Origin of the sequence: Gordonia abscondita, assembly GCF_032711245.1 — a bacterium.
GTDB lineage: Bacteria > Actinomycetota > Actinomycetes > Mycobacteriales > Mycobacteriaceae > Gordonia.
Window position 1 is genome coordinate 3574883 of record NZ_CP128986.1, and the last position, 18453, is coordinate 3593335.

Annotated in this window: 17 protein-coding genes; 2 read left to right on the forward strand and 15 right to left on the reverse strand. The window is 62.6% G+C overall.

The genetic code is table 11. The features are described from left to right. Positions 1-4 precede the first annotated feature (4 nt). The 7 genes from MP11Mi_RS16760 to MP11Mi_RS16790 all read right to left on the reverse strand — a co-directional run bounded on the left by MP11Mi_RS16760 (position 5) and on the right by MP11Mi_RS16790 (position 7855). Positions 5-1237, reverse strand: a complete 1233-nt coding sequence (locus MP11Mi_RS16760) for an acyl-CoA dehydrogenase family protein (protein ID WP_420040008.1) — start codon at positions 1235-1237, stop codon at positions 5-7. 83 nt (positions 1238-1320) lie between these two features. Next, complete coding sequence (locus tag MP11Mi_RS16765; protein WP_420040009.1) at positions 1321-2640, reverse strand: glycosyltransferase 87 family protein; 1320 nt, start codon at positions 2638-2640, stop codon at positions 1321-1323. Positions 2641-2906: 266 nt separating this feature from the next. Then, entirely contained in the window at positions 2907-3980 is a 1074-nt protein-coding gene (locus tag MP11Mi_RS16770) for an oxygenase MpaB family protein (protein WP_420040010.1), read from the reverse strand. 144 nt (positions 3981-4124) lie between these two features. After that, on the reverse strand, positions 4125-5468 hold the full coding sequence (locus MP11Mi_RS16775) for an ABC1 kinase family protein (protein ID WP_420040011.1): 1344 nt from the start codon (positions 5466-5468) through the stop codon (positions 4125-4127). A 35-nt stretch (positions 5469-5503) separates the two neighbouring features. Then, the gene (locus tag MP11Mi_RS16780; protein ID WP_420040012.1) at positions 5504-5839 is read right to left on the reverse strand and encodes a hypothetical protein; all 336 of its coding nucleotides are present in this window, start codon (positions 5837-5839) and stop codon (positions 5504-5506) included. Positions 5840-6023: 184 nt separating this feature from the next. Then, the gene (locus MP11Mi_RS16785) at positions 6024-6947 is read right to left on the reverse strand and encodes an SDR family NAD(P)-dependent oxidoreductase (RefSeq protein ID WP_420040013.1); all 924 of its coding nucleotides are present in this window, start codon (positions 6945-6947) and stop codon (positions 6024-6026) included. 2 nt (positions 6948-6949) lie between these two features. Continuing rightward, the gene (locus MP11Mi_RS16790) at positions 6950-7855 is read right to left on the reverse strand and encodes an SDR family NAD(P)-dependent oxidoreductase (RefSeq protein ID WP_420040014.1); all 906 of its coding nucleotides are present in this window, start codon (positions 7853-7855) and stop codon (positions 6950-6952) included. 162 nt (positions 7856-8017) lie between these two features. On the opposite strand from MP11Mi_RS16790, the gene MP11Mi_RS16795 reads away from it, so the two are divergent. Beyond that, positions 8018-9604: a flavin-containing monooxygenase gene (locus tag MP11Mi_RS16795; RefSeq protein ID WP_420040015.1), complete on the forward strand. Its 1587-nt coding sequence runs from the start codon at positions 8018-8020 to the stop codon at positions 9602-9604. 1 nt (position 9605) lies between these two features. Then, positions 9606-10172 (forward strand): SRPBCC family protein, encoded by a 567-nt coding sequence (locus MP11Mi_RS16800; RefSeq protein ID WP_420040016.1) that lies wholly within the window; start codon positions 9606-9608, stop codon positions 10170-10172. 22 nt (positions 10173-10194) lie between these two features. On the opposite strand, the gene MP11Mi_RS16805 is transcribed toward MP11Mi_RS16800, so the two are convergent. The 8 genes from MP11Mi_RS16805 to MP11Mi_RS16840 form a co-directional block, all read right to left on the reverse strand. Further along, positions 10195-10812 (reverse strand): TetR/AcrR family transcriptional regulator, encoded by a 618-nt coding sequence (locus MP11Mi_RS16805; RefSeq protein WP_420040017.1) that lies wholly within the window; start codon positions 10810-10812, stop codon positions 10195-10197. Beyond that, complete coding sequence (locus tag MP11Mi_RS16810; protein WP_420040018.1) at positions 10812-11513, reverse strand: TetR/AcrR family transcriptional regulator; 702 nt, start codon at positions 11511-11513, stop codon at positions 10812-10814. Before MP11Mi_RS16810 ends, MP11Mi_RS16805 begins: the two co-directional genes overlap by 1 nt. A gap of 92 nt (positions 11514-11605) precedes the next feature. Further along, on the reverse strand, positions 11606-13192 hold the full coding sequence (locus MP11Mi_RS16815; RefSeq protein ID WP_420040019.1) for a flavin-containing monooxygenase: 1587 nt from the start codon (positions 13190-13192) through the stop codon (positions 11606-11608). Between the two features lie 17 nt (positions 13193-13209). Further along, positions 13210-14064, reverse strand: coding sequence for an SDR family NAD(P)-dependent oxidoreductase (locus MP11Mi_RS16820; protein WP_420040020.1), 855 nt, complete (start codon positions 14062-14064; stop codon positions 13210-13212). After that, the gene (locus MP11Mi_RS16825) at positions 14061-15623 is read right to left on the reverse strand and encodes a flavin-containing monooxygenase (protein WP_420040021.1); all 1563 of its coding nucleotides are present in this window, start codon (positions 15621-15623) and stop codon (positions 14061-14063) included. Before MP11Mi_RS16825 ends, MP11Mi_RS16820 begins: the two co-directional genes overlap by 4 nt. Positions 15624-15702: 79 nt before the next feature. Continuing rightward, positions 15703-16422 carry a hypothetical protein gene (locus MP11Mi_RS16830; protein ID WP_420040022.1) on the reverse strand — a complete coding sequence of 240 codons (720 nt, stop codon included), beginning with the start codon at positions 16420-16422 and terminating at the stop codon, positions 15703-15705. An 81-nt stretch (positions 16423-16503) separates the two neighbouring features. Next, on the reverse strand, positions 16504-17457 hold the full coding sequence (locus MP11Mi_RS16835; protein ID WP_420040023.1) for an MlaD family protein: 954 nt from the start codon (positions 17455-17457) through the stop codon (positions 16504-16506). Continuing rightward, the gene (locus MP11Mi_RS16840) at positions 17458-18378 is read right to left on the reverse strand and encodes an MlaD family protein (protein ID WP_420040024.1); all 921 of its coding nucleotides are present in this window, start codon (positions 18376-18378) and stop codon (positions 17458-17460) included. Positions 18379-18453 lie beyond the last annotated feature (75 nt).

The window sequence follows — 18453 nt, forward strand, 5'->3', positions numbered from 1 at the left end:
TGTGTCAGAGCCCCAAAGCTGCTTTAGCGAGAATGTTTCGTTGGATTTCGTTGCTGCCCGCGTAGATCGAACCCGCACGGTCGTTGAAATAGCGCAGCGGCGCGACGGCCTGCCATGGCTCGCCGCCCGCGTACCCGTCGGTCGGCGGCGTGAATTCGGCGATCGGTCCGCCCGGCGCGGTGATGTGCGGCTGGTAGGCCCGGCCGTATCGACCGGCGGCCTCCATCGCGAGCTCGGTGATGCTCTGGCTGAGTTCGGTGGACAGGATCTTGCCCATCGAGGACGCCGGGCCCGGATTCTTTCCGGCCGCGACCGTCGCGAGGAGACGGTATTCGAAGATCTCGAGGACTTCGGTGCGGATCCTCGCGTCGGCGAGTTTCGCAGCGAACAACGGGTCGTCGATCAGTCGCCCGCCACCGGGAAGGGACTGCCGGGCGGCGTCCGAGGTCAAGGTCTCCAACATCACCTGCAATGCCGGTGCCGCGGCACCGCCGCCTCGCTCGAATTCGAGGAGGTATTTGGCGACGGACCAGCCGTCGTCGATCTGACCGAGCACGTTGGACTTCGGCACGCGGACCTCGTCGAAGAAGACTTGGTTCTGCACTTCTTCGCCGGATGTCATAACGAGTGGGCGGATCTCAATGCCCGGCGACGTCATGTCGATGAGAATGAACGTGATCCCCTGCTGTTTGCGTTCGAGCCGCGACGTGCGGACCAGCGCGAACATCCAGTTCGCTTCCGTCGCATGCGTCGTCCAGATCTTGCTGCCCGTCAGGACCAGATGGTCTCCGTCGTCGGCCGCGGCCATGGTGAGTGCCGCGAGATCCGATCCCGCTTCCGGTTCGGAGTAGCCCTGGCAGAAGAAGACTTCGCCGGTCAGGATCCCGGGAAGGAAGTGATTCTTCTGTTCGTCGGTGCCGAATTTCATGATCGCGTGCGAGACCATGCGGATACCCATCGGCGACAGCGCGGGCGCGCCGGCGAGTGTCATCTCCCGACTGAAGATGTAGTGCTGGGTGAGACTCCAATCGCAGCCCCCATATTTGACCGGCCACGCGGGCGCAGCCCATCCTCGCTCATGGAGGATGCCTTGCCACGCCATCGACGCTTCGTGGTCGGAGTAGACGCTGGTCATCAGCCGTCCGGCGCGAGCCAGGTCTGGCGTCAGCTTCTCATCGAGAAAGGCCCGGACCTCGTCGCGAAACGCGGCGTCCGCCGGGGACCACTCCACATCCATGTGTTTCCCTTCGTCCGGCGCAACTCACCGGAATATCTGACAACAAGTGTTCTCGGATATGAAACGCACGGCCTGAACGTTTGTCAAGACGACGAGATCGCCGGTGCGCCATCGCGTCCGACCGACTGCGAGCGTTTGGCCCACCACAGCGTGACCGCGATGGTCCCGAGGAGGACGATCAGGTATGCACCGCTGGCGATGAGCTGCAGTGGGAGATGCCAGCCCACTGTCTCCGAGCCGACGAACCCACGGAACGGGCCGAACACCATGCCGTGGAAAAGCTTGCCCGGCGCACCGGGCACCGGCATGACAGTTGGCTGCGTGTAAGCGAATGTCAATGCCACGATCGCGGCGGGCGCCAGCCACCACGCCCAACTCGATGCTCGCGCGACTCGCGCATGGTCGGCGGCGTGCACGGTCGCTACCAGCAGGAGCGGCAGCACCCAGACCCAATGGTGTCCCCAGGAGAACGGACCGATCGCGCACGACGTCATGCCGGTGATCGCGATCGCGAGGAGGTTCGCTCCAGCTCGGTACGCGGCGCGCGCGGCCCACAGCCCGAGGACTCCGACGACCAACCCGACGGGCAGCCACAGCCACGACGGCGGGTTGGCGACCCCGTAGGTCGCGAGCCGCGCAAAATAGCCGTGAAACGTCTGGTTGGCCGGCGCGTCGAGTCGGCCGATGCGCCCAGTCTCAGACACCTCCGCGGTCCAGAACTGTCGCCCCTGACCGCCGAGCACCACGATACCGATGACGACCGTCGCCGCGAATGTGCCGACCGCGATCGCGGCGGCCCGGAACCTCTTAGTGACCAGGAGGTCCGCGACGAAGAACAATGGGGTGAGTTTGATACCTGCGGCGAGTCCGACGCCGACGCCGCGGAGACGTTCGCTCCGCACACTGAGGTCGAGAATCACCACGAGCGCGAGAACAAGGTTGATCTGTCCGTTCCAGAGGGTCGTGTGGACCGGCTCCAGAACTGTCGCCGCGATAGCGGCGCACACGGTGAACAGGACGAGGCGAGCGTCGAACCGAAACCGCAGCGCATGCATCGACACGCCGACCACCAGCAGCAGACTGATCACATTGCCGATGTTCCACAGTAGGAGCGCGGTGTGCGGGACGAACCCGGCGAGTGGCACCATCACCAGGGCCGCGAACGGGGTGTACGTGAACCGCCAGACCCGGTAAACCGGTAGATCGTAGAGGGGAGTCCCCTCCCAGACGGCGATCGCTCCTCCGCGATACACACGCGTGTCGATGCCGTTGTGAAAGAGCCCGTACACGGGATCCGTGAACGGGACGGCCCAGATGTGCCAGCAGATCACTAGGACCGCCGCACACGCGGCGACGGCGATCATTGTCCAAGTCGTCGTTCTCGTCGACGAACGGTCTCTCACCCGAGGATTGTACGTCCGCCGCCCGCAGTAACACGCGGCGACACAACGGTGACCGAACCATCCCGTCTGAGATGTTCGTCCAGCTCATGAGCGTGATCGGGCACTGACGATCGAGCCCTGCGCCGATGATCGAGCCGGGACAAAGATCTCTGCCGGCTCCGATGTGAGAGCAGCACTCCGCGCCCGACGCGATCGCACGGACACCGCACGCGTATTCGGCGGGTGTGCGGCGCCCTCGCCGCGAGCCGAATGTGTCTAGCCGGAAGCTATGTGGGCACGGTGCGCCGCCGGTAAGACAGCGCAGGCCGCGACATCGGCTCGGAGGGTCCCAGGTCCAGAGTCGGCGTGCCCGCACGTTTGGCCGGTAGCCCGGCGAGTATCTCGTTGGGTGTGTCGGTGCCATTTTCCTTGAACGCCGCCGCCGGGGTCGTCGTCCGCGGGGTGGCGGGCACAACAGACAACAGGACCGGCCGAACGATTGGATAGGTCGCCGGAGAGATCCATTTGATGAGTGCCACTTCCAGACGCGGAGACCTCGCCACCAGCGCGAAAGCGGTTTTGAGCAACGGACGGATCGCACGGCCGATCCAGGCGGGCTGACGCAGGGCAGCGAGCTCGCGCTGCCACACGGGCATGGTGGCGATGGTCGCCGCCCGCAGCACTTCGCTGACGATCCGACCGCCCGGGCGCAGGGGCCACGGTAGCGACGGGAACATCACCGATGCGTCCAAGAGTTGGTTCATCGCGTCCTGAGCCACCTCGCTAGCGGCCAACCGCGGCCGCATGGCCTCGAAATACTGTCGGACGCCATCCCGAGTCCGAGGGACATCGGTCGGATCGCACGTCTGCAACTGCGCTGCCAGCGCGCACTCCTCCCAGTACTTCCCCTCCTCCTCCTTGGTCAGCGGGCCCGGCCCGTAAATCTCGTAGGCGTAGAGGATCGAATGCCAGGCGGTCAGATGGATCCACAGTTGTTGAGCCGGGCTATTCGCGTCGTAGGGCCGACCGCTCACCGGCTCGAGCCCCACGATGTTCGAGTGAATGCGCATCAACACCGCGGAGGCGGCGGTCGCTGTCTTCGAATCAGCGAACGCCGCAATGGCGAAGTACCGGAGGGTGTTGTCATAACGCAAGCGCGGTTTGTCGAAGATCTTTCCGGTGGTGTCGACCGGCGCAACCAGGAAGGGATCGAGTTCTTCAATGACGACGGCGCGCTGAAATCCGATCGTCAGCGAACTCGGATAGCTCCACACTTTCCACGTCACCGACTCCGGCCCGAAGAATCCATAGTCCTGAGGCTTGTAGTCCTCGCCCTGGCTGCCGGAAAAATACTCTCGCATAATCAGTCCTTAAGCGCCGTAGTAGAAGTACGTCTTACTTCGAAGTAGTAGTTGGGTAGATCGGTGCGCCGGAGTCCGCTGCGCGAAACTTCCCCCACGGAATATCGAATGCCGAATGCCCGCTATCGGCGATTCAATAATCGGTCACGAGCGCCGTTCACTCGGGCCAGGCCCCGCAAATTCGTCGCTTTCCGGATCCGTCCACGTTGCAATCAGGCGACGATAGGGTGCAGTCGCTTCCATCTGAGAACTGATACCGACGATGCCAAGCAGGACGCGAAAGAGCATCGTGTACTCCGACGGCACCGACATCTTATGGCTCGTTCGGTACTCGGCGCTCGTGAGATCGATCGCCCTTCCCGCCGCGTGCTGCAACCATCGTCGGGTGAAATGGAACTCGTCGGAGTGAAGCGGGTCCACGTACGGCGCCAGGAACGCCCGGACTTCGGCGGATGTCACATCAGCCCCGACGGGAAGGAAGCCTGCCGCGGCGAGTTCGCGGTGTAGTTCCTCGTGCCGTTCATCGCGCGCAAGTCTAAGGATTCGCCCCATGGCAGGCGGGATTCCAGCAGGGAGCTCAGCGACGGCACCGAAGTCAATGACGATCAACCTGCCGTCGTCGGCGATCATGAAGTTTCCCGGATGAGGGTCGCCGTGCAGTAGGCCCACACGGCTCGGTGAGCTCAGCGAGAACTCCGTCAGCAACGTTGCCGCATGGTCGCGTTCGGCCTGACTGCCCGACTCGATCACCGACCGAAGCGGCAAACCGTCGACCCATTCGCTCACAACGACTTTGGGCGAACTTGCGATCACCTTCGGGACCTGCACACCGCCGTCGCCGTCGAACTCGGCTGCGAAACGACGTTGATTCTCGGCCTCGGCGCAGTAGTCGAGTTCGGCGACAGTCCGTTCTGAGAGCTCCTCGATTATTGCCTTGACATCGGTCCCGCCCGCGAGCGGCGATAGCAGCCCGCCGACGCGCCTCAACGTCTTGAGGTCAGCGATCAATGCTTCGTCGGCGCCGGGATATTGAATCTTGACCGCGACGGCGCGGCCGTCGGACCATACCCCGCGGTGGACCTGACCGATGCTTGCCGACGCTGCCGCGCGGGTATCGAACTCCTGAAATCGTTCCCGCCAACGGGTACCGAGTTGCCGAGCTAATACGTGGTGAACGGTGTGAGCGGGCATCGGCGGCGCCTCGTTTTGCAACTTCGCCAGTGCTTCACGGTATGGCGCGGAATATGCGGCTGGTACCGCTGATTCCATCACGCTGAGCGCCTGTCCGACCTTCATCGCTCCGCCCTTCAGCTCACCGAGGACGCTGAATAGTTGTTCAGCCGTCTTCGCCTGAAGCTCTGCGGTGATGGCCTCCTCGTCCGCGCCCGCTACCTTTTTCCCCCAGCCGATTACCGAGCGTCCAGCGACACCGAGCGGAAGTCTGGCCAGCTGTGCGGCGCGTCGTGCCGATCCTGTTGTCAGGTCCATGGTTCAGTCTCCAGTCGTATCCACTTACCGGCGTGTCAGTCGGTAAAGGTCGGTTCGGAGATCTCCTCACCGCGCCGGGCGTAGCGGAGTATTGCGGTGCCCGTGCGATCACCGAGATGCATCCCGTACACAAGGAGGCCGACGACCCCGAGCGCTCGCGTACGTTGGTTGATCAGGGCGAGCCCGACGACGGCCTCGGACGCTCCGTTGACCTTGACCCATTTCGCAGTGTCTTCCGGGAAGATCGGCTTGGAGATCGCCGTGAATGGACTAGGCGCAATGAAATGGGCCAGCCCGGACGTCGCCGACGCCACCCCGAATGCGCGGACCCCACGGTCAATCAGGTCCAGTCGCGCTACGGTGCTTCTCACTCGATTCAACATGCTTAGGTCCCTTTGTTAGCGGGCAACCGATTCCACGGCCTGCCGTTCAGATCTGACGCGCCGCGGGCCCGCCGGTTTGTTCGACAATCCGGAGGCCTAGACTGACGTATCAGTTCTGTTAACTCTATGGCGCGCGCTGCCGATAGGCAACCCGCGGCTTCGACCGGCTGTCTCAGCCGCCGGCAGGCGGGCGGGAGGCCCCGCCGAGTGCAGCCGACGACTCGGGGACCATCAGGTAGTCCACGTGCCTCCAAAATGCCGATGCACCGGGCGTCAATACCCCCGCTGCTGCAGCGGCCTCGCCGGCCACGGTGGAAACCCGAGGTCTGCCGTATCTGATTGCCCGCTCGACGAGAACGGCCGCCTGCTCTGGGCTGATAGTCGATATCGACCGATAAGCGCCAGTCGGCTCGATCATCGGAGTCCTGGTCAACGGCATCTTCACCGACGTCACCGTCACTCCCGAGCCGGCAAGCTCGCCGGCGAGAACCTCCCCGAACGCGTCGAGAGCCGCCTTACTCGCGGCGTACGCACCAAAGCGCGGCCCGAAAGTCTGAGTTGCGATACTCGATACGTTAACGATTCGACCGCCTCCGCGGCCGACCATCATGGGGAGCACCGCGAGAGTGCAGGCCACCGCACCGTAGTAGTTCACATCCATGGTCCGCCGATAGTCGTGCATGCGGTCCACCGAGTTGATGGTGGCGCGGCGAATCGATCGCCCCGCGTTATTGACCAGAACGTCGATCGGCCCGACCGTAGTCGAAACATCGTCGACCATCGCCCGGACACCGGCCTCGTCCGTCACGTCACACACACGCGAATGCACGGGCCCCAGGTACGACAACTCCACGCGAGCGCGCTCGAGGTCGTCCGCGCTGCGCGCGACGATTACTACCCGCGCGCCATCTCGCAAGCAACGCTGCGCGGTGGCGAACCCAATGCCCGAACTGCCGCCAGTGATCAAAACCGTACGACCGGCCAAGTCGAGCTTCTCGAGATGCAGCGATCTCGCCGCATTGCCTGCGACGAACCTGCCGAGCCGGCGACGAGCACCCCATACTCGTGCGAGCGATACGCGCATTGCACCGTTCATAGTCAGGTCCCCTCCCGTCCTTGCGCGCGTGACGGAATCGAGAACTCGACGCCTGTCATCGCTTCCGACTCCTCCCACAATCGTCGGGCGAGGCCCCGATCTCGTGAGAGTCTGGTAGACCTGGCCGGACGAACCGGCCCACGAGACTGGATCAGCAGGCCCGTCGGCCCCCAGAACACGGTCGGATCCGCCGCCTCCGTAGCAGCGAACAACGAAGACTCGGCCGCCTTGTCCGGCGCGTGACCTACGATGGATGCTCCGAACACCCCGGCCCGGTCGAAGATCGTCTCAGTCCGCGCGAACAGCTGCGTGCCGGATACGCCCGGATGGACACCGTATGAGCGCACGCAGCTCTTGGCGTCCACGAGCCGCCGTTCCAGCTCGCGCGCGAACATCAGATTGGCGAGTTTCGACTGCGCGTATGCAAGATTCCGCTGGTAACGACGGTTCTCGTAATTGAGGTCACCGACCCACAGTTTCGGCGTATGCCCGTGCGCAATACTTGAGAGCGTCACCACTCGGTCAGTGATGCGACCGATCAGTTGCGCGGTCAGCGCGAAGTGACCGAGGTGGTTCACCCCGAACTGCATCTCGAAGCCGTCCACAGTCCGGCGAAATGGGATATTCATCAGACCGGCGTTGTTAATGAGCACGTCGAACTCACCCTGCTGCTCCGCAAATGCTCGAATCGACGCCAAATCGGCCAGGTCGAGACTCGCGACTGAGACGTTGCCGCCGATGGCTTGCGCAACACTATCCGCCTTCTGAGTGTCCCGGCAGGCCAACACGACGGCTCCCCCTCTGCCGGCGAGCGCACGTGCGGTCACCGAGCCGAGACCACCATTGCCTCCGGTAATCACGAAGCGTCGCCCCGTCTGGTCTCCGATGTCGTTCGACGACCACGCCATGAATTCCTCCTTTTCCAAGTCCCTGCACGTCACGATGGCTCGACGACCCAGCGAACAAGCGAGAGCCAGGCCGTTCGAGCCGATGATTATTTAATAGTACTGATATGTCAGTACTTCTGCTAGAGTTTCCCGAATACGCTCACCCGCGAACCTGGAGGTTCTATGAAAGACGAGTCCACACATGACGGGACCGGCCCCGATTTCCATGTGGCGATCATCGGCGCTGGCGCAGGCGGCATCTGCGCCGGGATCAAGCTCCAGAAGCTCGGGATCACCGACTTCGTGATCCTCGAGCGAACATCGGAGATGGGCGGGACGTGGGCCGCGAACACATACCCGAATGTCGGAGCCGATCTGCCGTTTCTTGCGTACCAGTTCTCGTTCGCACCCAAGGCAGACTGGGACCACTTCTTCGCCAAGGGTGACCAGATTCAGGACTATCACCTCGGCCTGGCGATCGATGCGGGGCTGCACCACAAGACGATGCTCGACACCGAAGTGCGCAAGGAAGAGTGGGACGAAGAGCGGCTGCTGTGGCGCCTCCGAATCGGAGACGGTTCGACGATCACGGCACGGTTCGTCCTCAGCGCTGTCGGCGCGTACATCAACCCGAAGGACAGGCCGACGATCCCCGGTCTCGACGAATTCTCGGGCGAAGTCATGATTCCGTCCCGGTGGAACCACGACTACGACTTCGCGGGCAAGCGGGCAGCCGTGATCGGCGTCGGATCGAGTTCGGTTCAGATCGCCCCGGCACTCGCGGAGGAAGTCGAGCATCTCGACGTCTACCAACGCACACCGCAGCGCTACTTTCCCAAGCCGGACTTCCGGACCCCGCGCTGGATGCAGCGGTTGCTACGCCTACCGACGGTCGCCGGTCAACTACACGAGGCGATCCTCGGCGTCCTGGAAATCGGCCTCCGAGTCCTGATCTACACACCGAAGCCGCTGTTCAACGTCGGCGCGACTGTCTTCGATTTCGTCGGTGACCGCCTATACAACCTGTGGCTGTGGCTGTGCGTCAGGTCCAAGGAGGATCGGAACAAGCTTCGCCCGAGCTTCGGGGCCGCGTGTACCCGCGGCACACTCGGCGGCGGATATCTCTCGATCTTCAACCGCGACAACGTCGAACTGCACACCGAGGGAATCGATCATCTGACGGCGGACTCCATCGTCACCCGAGACGGGCTGGACCATCCGATCGACGTCCTGGTCTTAGCGACCGGGTACGAGATGTTCTCCGATCCAGAGACGTACCGGGAAGACACTGTGCTTGGGTACGGCGGATTCGACTTGGGACGCTTCTACAACACGCACGGACTCCGCGCTTACCACAGCACCGCTGTCGCAGGCTTGCCCAACCGGTGGCTGCTCGTCGGTCCGTACTCGTGGACTGGCACCGCCTTCCATTACATCCTGGAGAACGCGACGCGGCATATCATGGCGGTCCTGACCGAAGCGCGTGTGCGCGACGCCACTCGAGTCGAGGTCCGGCAGGAGGCGCAGGACAAGTTTCACGCCGACATGGTCGACAAGGGGGCGAACATTGCCCGCTACTTCAACGTGAACTGTGCAGGGTCGAATACGTACTTCGTCAATTCGCACGGGGACGCGGTGTACGTCCGCCCCTGGACCATCTACCAGTCCCGACGGCGCAGTGTCGATTTCGATCGAACTGACTATTCGTTCTCCTCGACGCCGAACACCGTCGTTCGTCCCGCCCCTCCCGAGCAGGAAGTGATGGCCTGACATGCAACCTCTCGCGCGGCTACGATTCACGGCCACCGAACCGATCAGCTCCGACGGCGTCGACGAATTTCTCGATGCCGCACCATTCCGAACCCATGTCGTCTACGACTTTCCACAGTTGTCCGTCCAGCAGTTATGGGACGTCGTCTCGTCGGACCGCATGTGGTCGTGGCTGCCGACGGTGTGGGGCTGCCGCTACCCTGTCGGCGAAGAGATAGCGCCAGGGACCGTCCGTGATTTCCAGATGTACGTGCACCACTGGCTGATCTACGCGCAACGCGAACAGATCCTGATCTGGGAACCGGGGAAACGGCTCGTGTACACCGCTACCGACGCGACACTGCCGTTCTTCGGCAGCTGGTGCGAGCAGTACGCCGTCGAACCAGGCCCCGGCGGTGGATCGCGGCTGCGGTGGACGATGGGCGTGAAGCCACGCTTCGTCGGCTGGCTGCCGCTCCGCTTCCTCAGCCCACTGTTCCGTCAGATCTACCGGTTCGGTCTTCGCGGAGTCGTCCGAGAAGTGGGAACGGGTCTGGACGGTGTCGCCGAAACACGCGTCGGACGTTGACCGACGGAATCCCGTCCGACCGTCACTCGAATACTCCGATCGCAGGTAGGCCGTCCAGGAGTAGGACAGTGAGCGCATCGGCGACAGCGTCGAGATCACTGAGCCCGGCGCCGTCGGCGATCGCCGGAGCGCTGACGCCGAGCAGATACGAGATCCATGCTTGCCCGGCGAAGTCGGTGTGAAGATCCGGATCGGCGACGCCGCTATCGACCGCGATCTGCAGTGCCGCCGAGGCGCGACGCGATGCTTCGCGAAACATCGCTAGATGGCCGTCGAGGGCGCTCTGATCAATGCCCGGAACATCGATGATGATGAACGACAGCACCTCGGCGCGGTCGTCGACCAACGTCAGCATCTCCCTATTGGCTTCGAACACCGCCTGCCTCAGCGTCTGTTCGACACAACCGTTCTGCAGACCCGCCTCGACGCGCGTGAGTACCGCGAAGAAATCGGCCATCTCCCGCTCCACGAGTACAGACAGCAGCTGCCGCTTGTTCTCGAAGTAGTTGTAGAACGTGCCATGGCTCACGCCAGCGCGAGTAGTGATCTCCTTTACGCCGACGGGCGCGTACCCGACCTCCAGGAATGCGTCGAGCGCGCAGTCGAGCAATTGGTTCGCGCGATCGCCGGCAACCACCACTATTGTCTTCTCCTCGGACCGAGTACACCATGACGTTCGAGCCGACTCGCGGCTTGCAGATATGCCGCGCGCGACTCCGGCGAATCATCTTGCCCCGTGATCACCTGGATCAGGCCCGGTATCGCCAACCCCGGCATCGCGCGACCGGCGGTGCGGCACCGCACCACCGCGATCTGGTCATCGGTGTCTGTTGCCCCGATACGTTCAAGCAGTGTCCCGACCAGCGAGTCCAGTGTCGCGAACAATCCAGTCAGCCGATACTTCACTTCCCGATCGACCGCGCCGATCTGCACTGTCAAGATCCGCAACAACCCGGGATACTGGTCTACCAGGGCATACAGCCGGTGTCCTAGTTCGACGATCGTTTCCCGAACTTGCGTGCTGGAAGGCTTCTGGTCGGCGAGCGCGAGAAGCTCGTCAGCTTCTACCGCCTCCATGAGTTTCTCGATAGACCAGTCGACGACGAGGTCGAGAAGTTCCCGCTTGCCGTCGACATAGCGGTACAAGGTGCCCTGGGCGAAACCCGCCTCTTTCGCGATCGCGCTGACGGCCGCGTCCTCATAGCTCGTCTCGGAGAACACTTTGAATGCTGCGGCGGTGAGCTGGGCGCGACGCCTATCGCCGAGGCCGACCGCTTTCGGCCTGCCTCGGCGACGAGGCTGCGCCTCAGTGCTCACAGCGTCTGACTTGCTGGTGGCCATAGCTGCTCAGTGTATCGGTGCCCGACCGCATAGAGCAGAGTGACGCGTCGTTCTCGTACCGGTGGGCGGATCACACCGCCCACCGGGTGCCGTCATGACCCACTGCCAGCCGAGCGTTCGCCGATCCCGGAAACGGTCGTCGCGGTGTGCCGGAAATGGAAGTCGTCGAAGTCGATGTTCTTGCTCGCCCGCGTCGACTGATATGCGGTCGTCGGTCGAAGGAACCCGAAATCGCCATGCTTGTCGATGTAGTAAGAGTTCGCATTTGCGCACGCCTTGCCGTGCATCAGCGTTGCTTTTCCTCGGTCGGAGATGAACTCGAAGAATTCGTCATTGGCGGTGTCGGTCACCGCGACCGACGATGCTCCGCGACGCTCGGTCTCGGCGATTAGCCTGGTCGTGATGCGCATTGCGTTCTCCACCATCACGTGCCAACTGCTGCCGCTCCACGAGAACGGTCCGAAGACCATGAAGTGGTTCGGCAACTGCGGCATGCATACGCCCTCATACGCCTTTGCCCGGTTGTGCTCATAGAAGTCCGCGAGGTCGAAACCGTCGCGACCGCGTACCGGTCGACGGCGGTAAGGTTCGGGGCTCTGAGACATCTCGAATCCCGTTGCCAGTACAAGCACATCGATTGGGTGATCGACGCCGTCGCGCGTGCGGATGCCGTTCTCAGTTATCCGCTCGATCGGATCGGTGATCAAGTCGACGTCGTCCCGCGTGTACGTTTTGTAGTACGTATTCGACACGCTCGGGCGTTTGCAGCCGAACCCATAGGTTGGAGTCAGCTTCTTACGTAGCTTACGGTCACGCACCTGCGTGAACAGGAATGCGCGACAGGCCCAGTTGGGCACCAAGGTCAACGGTGCGACCTGTTTCCCGTACACGGTGATCCCCACCAAGCCCAGTTCCACGAAGCCGGCGACGATACCCCGCACGAGGCTCTGCAACGCGGGTACCCACCGGAAGGCGGCTCGCACCGGTCTCGGGATTGCGAAGTCAGGTTTAGCGAACACCCAGATCGCCCGGCGTTGAAACACGTCGAGATGTCCCGCGAGTCTGGCCAATTGAGGCACCAGTTGGACTGAGGTTGCGCCAGTGCCGATAACGGCGGCACGTTTGCCGGTGAAATCATAGTCGTGGTCCCACCGCTGGGTCTGAATCACATGCCCTGCGAAGTCCTCGAGTCCGGCTATGTCAGGAACCTTGGGCTCGACGAATGCGCCGAGCGCGGTAACGACGTACTTGGCGGTGATTTCACGGCCGTCACCGAGGCCCAAACGCCAGAATTGACGCGCCTCGTCCCATTGCCGAGTCACGACGTCGTGGTTCAGGTACAGGTGTTTATCGAGCTCGTACTCGTCGACGAGACCCTCGATGTACTGCCGAACCTCTGCACCCTTCGGGAAGGTTCGCGTCCAACCCGGGTTCTTTGCGAACGAGAACTGATAGACGATTCCTGGCACGTCGACAGCAACGTCGGGATAGGTGTTGGCGTACCAGGTTCCGCCGACGCCCTCGGCGCGCTCAAGGACGACGAAGTCGTCGATGCCGGACTGCCTGCACGCGATCGCCATTCCGAGACCGCCGAAACCTGCCCCGACGATAGCGACCAGGTGATCGGGCGCATCCGCGGCGGCGCCGTTCGACACGTCTCGGTCGGCTCGTGTGTTCATCGCAGTCATCGTCTCCCCTAGCTCGTTTCGATCTGGCGGGTGATCCGGCCGTCATATTCGGCCCGCTCGTCGACGTCGTACGGCTCCAAGGTGCGGTCCGCACCGACCACCCTGCGGCCCAGCAGCCAGATCGATTCCGGCACGAGGGGATACAGACGCAATCCAATCACGGTGCCTACTGGCGCGCCGACGACTGCCGGCCGTCGACGAAGCGTTCCTACGGCCCTCCGAGCGACCACCCCGGGCGAGATGATGCCTAGACGTTCCCACCATTTGAATGGGATTCCGTCGACCAATTGGGTGCGTACCGCTGAGGGCATCACTACCGATAGCGTCACGCCGGTGCCCTGAAGTTCTTCGCGAGCGCTTCGAGCGAATCCCGTCGCAGCGTGCTTAGTCGCGACATATGTCGCCAGCCCCGGGGAATGGATGGCGCCGGCAGCCGAAGTGACATTGATGAAATGTCCTCTTCCGCGCGCGATCATCTTCGGTGCCAGAATCCGGAACGAGTAATAGTGCGCCCAAAAATTGACCCGCATCGTCGCGGCCGCAACACCGTCCTCTTCGGCTAGCAAAGGACCGACCGGCATGATTCCCGCGTTATTCACCACGATGTCTATAGGACCCACGTTCGACTCGACCCAATCGACGGTCGTCGCGTACGAGGACGCGTCTCCCGCGTCGAAGCCGATGCCGATCGTGCCGTGTCCAAGGCTCTGCGCTGCGTCGACCGCGACCGACTCTTCGAGATCGGCGATCACGACCGTCGCGCCCTTCGTTGCCAGCTTTTGTGCAATCGACAGTCCAATACCGCGTCCGCCACCGGTCACCAGCGCGACCGATCCGCTCGTCGGGAATTCTTGAAACTTCATGCGCTGGCCTCCGCCGTCAATGCTTCGTCGGTGTTCGGTGCCGAGAGTGGAGAACGGAACTCGTATGCGTCGAGGTCTGGTTTTCGACTGTCGTGCCGGGCTTGGAAGAGGCTGGTTGGCCGAATGTACGGCATGTCACCTGCAGAGTTCACGTAGTAGGTCCGCAAACCTTGGTTGACGGTGTTGAAGTAGTAGTCGATGTTCTGATCGTTTCGGCGGATCATCGCGTGGTAGTCGCGATGCGCCTGATCCCGCACCTCGGCGATCTCACGCCCACGACTGAGAGCTTCGGTGATGATGTTGACCGCGTGAGTCGACGAGATCTCGACGAGTTCGTGCCAGCCGGTGCCGATCCACGAGTAGGGTCCGACGAGCATCCAGCGGTTAGGTAGTTTCGGCACCGAGACCGACTGGTACGCCTGTAGTCGTTCGTCGTTGTAGAAACGCCCGAGATCGAAGCCTGCACGACCGACGACGGCGCCCTCGACATAGCTCTCCGGGTCGGAGAACAAGTGGTAGCCCGTGGCCAGCACAATCGCATCGAACCGGTGCAGTTCGCCGTCTCGAGTGACGATCCCTTCAGAAACGATGCGCTCGATAGCGTCGTCGACCAGGGTTACATTCTGCCTGTTGAATGCCTGCAAGAACGAGTTCGACAACGTCGGACGCTTGCCCAGAGGTCCGTATCCCGGCTTCAGTCGTTCTCGAGTCGACCGATCGGTGACGACAGTTGCGAGATAGCCCGAATACAAGCGTCGCGCTATCCGATCGAACCACGGGGCGGCAAAGCGGAAGAGCGGCCGCGGAGTCTGATAGACGACGCGGAGGGCCGCTTCGACTACGACGTTGGCCACGCCGCTCAGAACAGAACCAACGCCGGGCATTCCCACCACCCGCTGAACGCGCGGCGGCATCGCAAAATCCGGCTTCGGTAGCGCCCAGACCGGGGTTCGCTGAAACACTTCGAGTGAACCGACCTGCGGTGCGATGGATGGGGTGATCTGCACAGAACTAGCACCGGTGCCGATGACGGCTACCCGCTTTCCGGCGAGTTCGTAGTCGTGGTTCCATGAGTTCGGTCGCAGCACTTCGCCATCGAAGTCCAGGTATCCGGGGATGCCCGGATCGTCTTTCGCCCGTATATACGCGCCGATCGCGGAGATCACGAAACGCGCGGTGATCTGTGTTCCATCTGCACACGTGAGACGCCAGAAGCCTGCGTCGTCGTCCCATTCCTCCCGATCGACTCGCACGCCCCACCGGGCGTGCTCATACAGACCGAACGTCCGCGCAACTTCCCGGTGGTACTCGTACACCTCGCGGCCTTTCGGGAACAGCCGACTCCATCCAGGATTACGCGCGAACGAGTACTGGTAGGTGAATCCGGGGACGTCGACTCCGAGTCCCGGATAGTGATTGTCCCGCCAACTGCCGCCGAACTCGTTTGCTTGCTCCAGAATGACGAAATCGTCGATCCCTCGCTGCCTCAGCTGGACTGCCGCACAGATGCCGCCGGGGCCCGCCCCGATGATCACTACGGAGTGCTCTGGTCTGGTCATGTCACATCCTCCTCATCAAATGATACTGACACATCATTTCACGTAATTCAACTGCGACTGCGCACTGCCACCGACTGCGCTACTTGGTGCCCGGAATCAACCCTTTGTCGCCCCCTTGCACCTTGGGGTCCGGTGCGAAGTTGGCGATCTTCCATTCGCCGTCCACGTCAACGACCACCACGCGCAAGATCACCGCTGTTGTCGTGCGCTCGGGCTGCTGGACGGTTGTCGAGGTCTGCCTGGCGGCGACAACAAAGTTCCACGGCTCGCCGCGCTTGCGATCGACGGTTGGGTCACCGTCCAGGAATGCGTACACGACCTCGCCTTCTGAGGTCATACGTAGTTGATCGAGGAGTTCCTTGGTGAGCGCGCCCGCGCCGTTTGGTTCGAGACTGAAAGTCTTACCGAACGTCTCGGTAGTCCCACGCGCCAACCCCTTCACGAACTCCGTCGACTTCTGATAGTCGATGGTGAGCGCGCGAGTCGTATAGCCCTCGGCTGCCTTGCGCGCACCTTCAAGCGCCGAATGTCGGCTCGCCGACGAGTCTTGTTCCTGCGATAGCTCCGACCGAGTCGACTGATATGCGACAGCGAATCCAATTGTGCCCCCGGCCAGCAGGAGGGCAGCCACAACAGCGCCGACGAAACCCAACTTGAGCCGCCGGTTCGTTTCTGCCGCGGCAGAGAGATCGGCTTTTAATCGGTCCCGAGACTTACGCCCCTTCTTCTCCTTCTTCGGCGCCCCCGAGCTGTCGGGAACCGATTCGTCAGCCCCTGTCTCGTCTGCATCGTCAGTCATGCTGATCACCTCTCGCCTTCTCCATATACGTTCTCGGGCCGAATCGGACGCGGCGATTGCTCCCCGCGTACCGACCGATGCTCACTTGACCATCAACTGCACGCGCATCGGACCGCCTTCAGGGAATGCCTGCCCCCACAAGTCGGTGAATGCGTTCATATTCACGCGAATCCCGCGGAGCTGTGCTGTCACCGGAGCGAGTGCACCGGCAATTCCGCCGACCTCCGGCAGCAGCACATTCAGATCTTTGAGGAGACGGTCCATGAACGGCCCGATTTGGCTGTTCCACACGTCGTCTTTAGCCGACATCGTGCCGAAGTTCTCGAGCTGCCGAATAACGGAGGCCAAGGCGGGCCCCAGCTGCGCCAAGGTGCCCGCCACCGGACGGAGCTTGTTGGGGCCGTCGATCGCCATGACTCTCATGTCCAGGCGTTGTGCGGTGGCAAACAAGCGGCGGATCGTCGTGGCCTTGTCGCCGATTGTGGCGCTCATAAACTCCGCTATTGCCTTCGAGCTCGTCAGCGCGGCACGATCGACGGTGACAGCTTTCAACAGTTCCCCCATCCGTCCCACCACGTCGGGATCGAGCAGTTCCCCCACTCGGTCGATGCGACTGAGAACGGAGCCGACGGTGGCCGATTCGACGACCTGCTCGCGTCCGATCCGCGCACCGTCGGCGAGATACGGTCCGGCAGACGAATCCGGGCGGAAGTCGAGATACTGTTCACCTGCTGGAGAAAGGTTTTGCACCACGACCTTCGAGGACGTCGGCACCGGGTAGCTCGCATCGAGCCTGACGGACACGTCGACACCGTCCAGTCCAGTAACGATAGAAGTGACCCGTCCGATGTTCAGGCCGTGCAATGCGACCGACGAAGTATCCATCAATCCGCCGGTCTCATTCATCGTCACAGTGACAGCGATCTCATCGCGACGAGGATCCACGTCGAGCACCCGCACTGCGATGTACCCGGCCGCGACCAGCAGCACCACGCCGAGGCACAGACACGCGAGTAGTCCTTTACCGAGCCTCATTCACACCACCCCAATCGCGCGCAGAACGTCCGCGACCTGAGTCGCTGTCCCATCCGTTCGGTTGATCGTCTGCAGGTCGACCTCGCCACGGCCACCGAGGAAAGGCGTGATCTTCTCAGCGATCAGATCACGCACGGCGATCGCGTTCTGCCCGAGCGAGCGGTCAGCGTCCGCAACCGTCATCAACAACGGGTCGACCACCCCGAGCATCTCCTTCAGGTCGCTGTATACCGGCTCCACGAGCAAGTCACCGCCCGGCTTCGTCAGAATCCGAAGGTCCGCGATCAGATCCACCAACGCCAGGAACAGTTGCTGCATACGTCCGAACCGCTCGGGCCCCACCGCGAGAGCCCGCTCGATGGTCTTTCGGCGATCAGCGAGCTGTTCGACCATGTTGGCCCCATCGCTGAGCAACGAGTCGATTCTGTTGGTCGATGACCCCAATTCCACGAGCTGTCCGGCTGCCCGCCGCGTCAACTCCTCGAGCTCGCGTGGATCGTCCGGCAACGCATCGTTGAGTTTGCGAACAATGTTCTGGGACCGGGCGATCACGCCACCGTTGATGAATTGCGAGACCCCAACCATCACCGTCTCTACATTGTCCGGTGGGACCGTCTGCCTGACGGGAATCCGGTCACCGTCATGCAACAGGCGTCCGCCGGGTTCCGCAGGTGGAATCAACGCGATGTATATGTCCCCGAGCAGCGTCGTCTGCCGCAGCTCCGCCCGTGTCGACGCTGGAATCGCAGTTCCCACGCGCACCGCGATTCGCGTGGTCGCGGTCGCCGCCCCCAACGTCACCGATCTGAGCTCGCCGACTCGGTTGCCATTCAGTAGGACTTTTGCTCCGTCCGGAATGTTCAATACGTTCGCGAATTCGATGTCCAGGTCGTAGGTTTCGCCGCGGATTCCGCCAGGCATCGGGATTCCTGGCGCTCCCCCCGCGCAGCCGCTGAGTAGTAGGCAGACTGCGACTACAACCGAGGCGAACCGCAT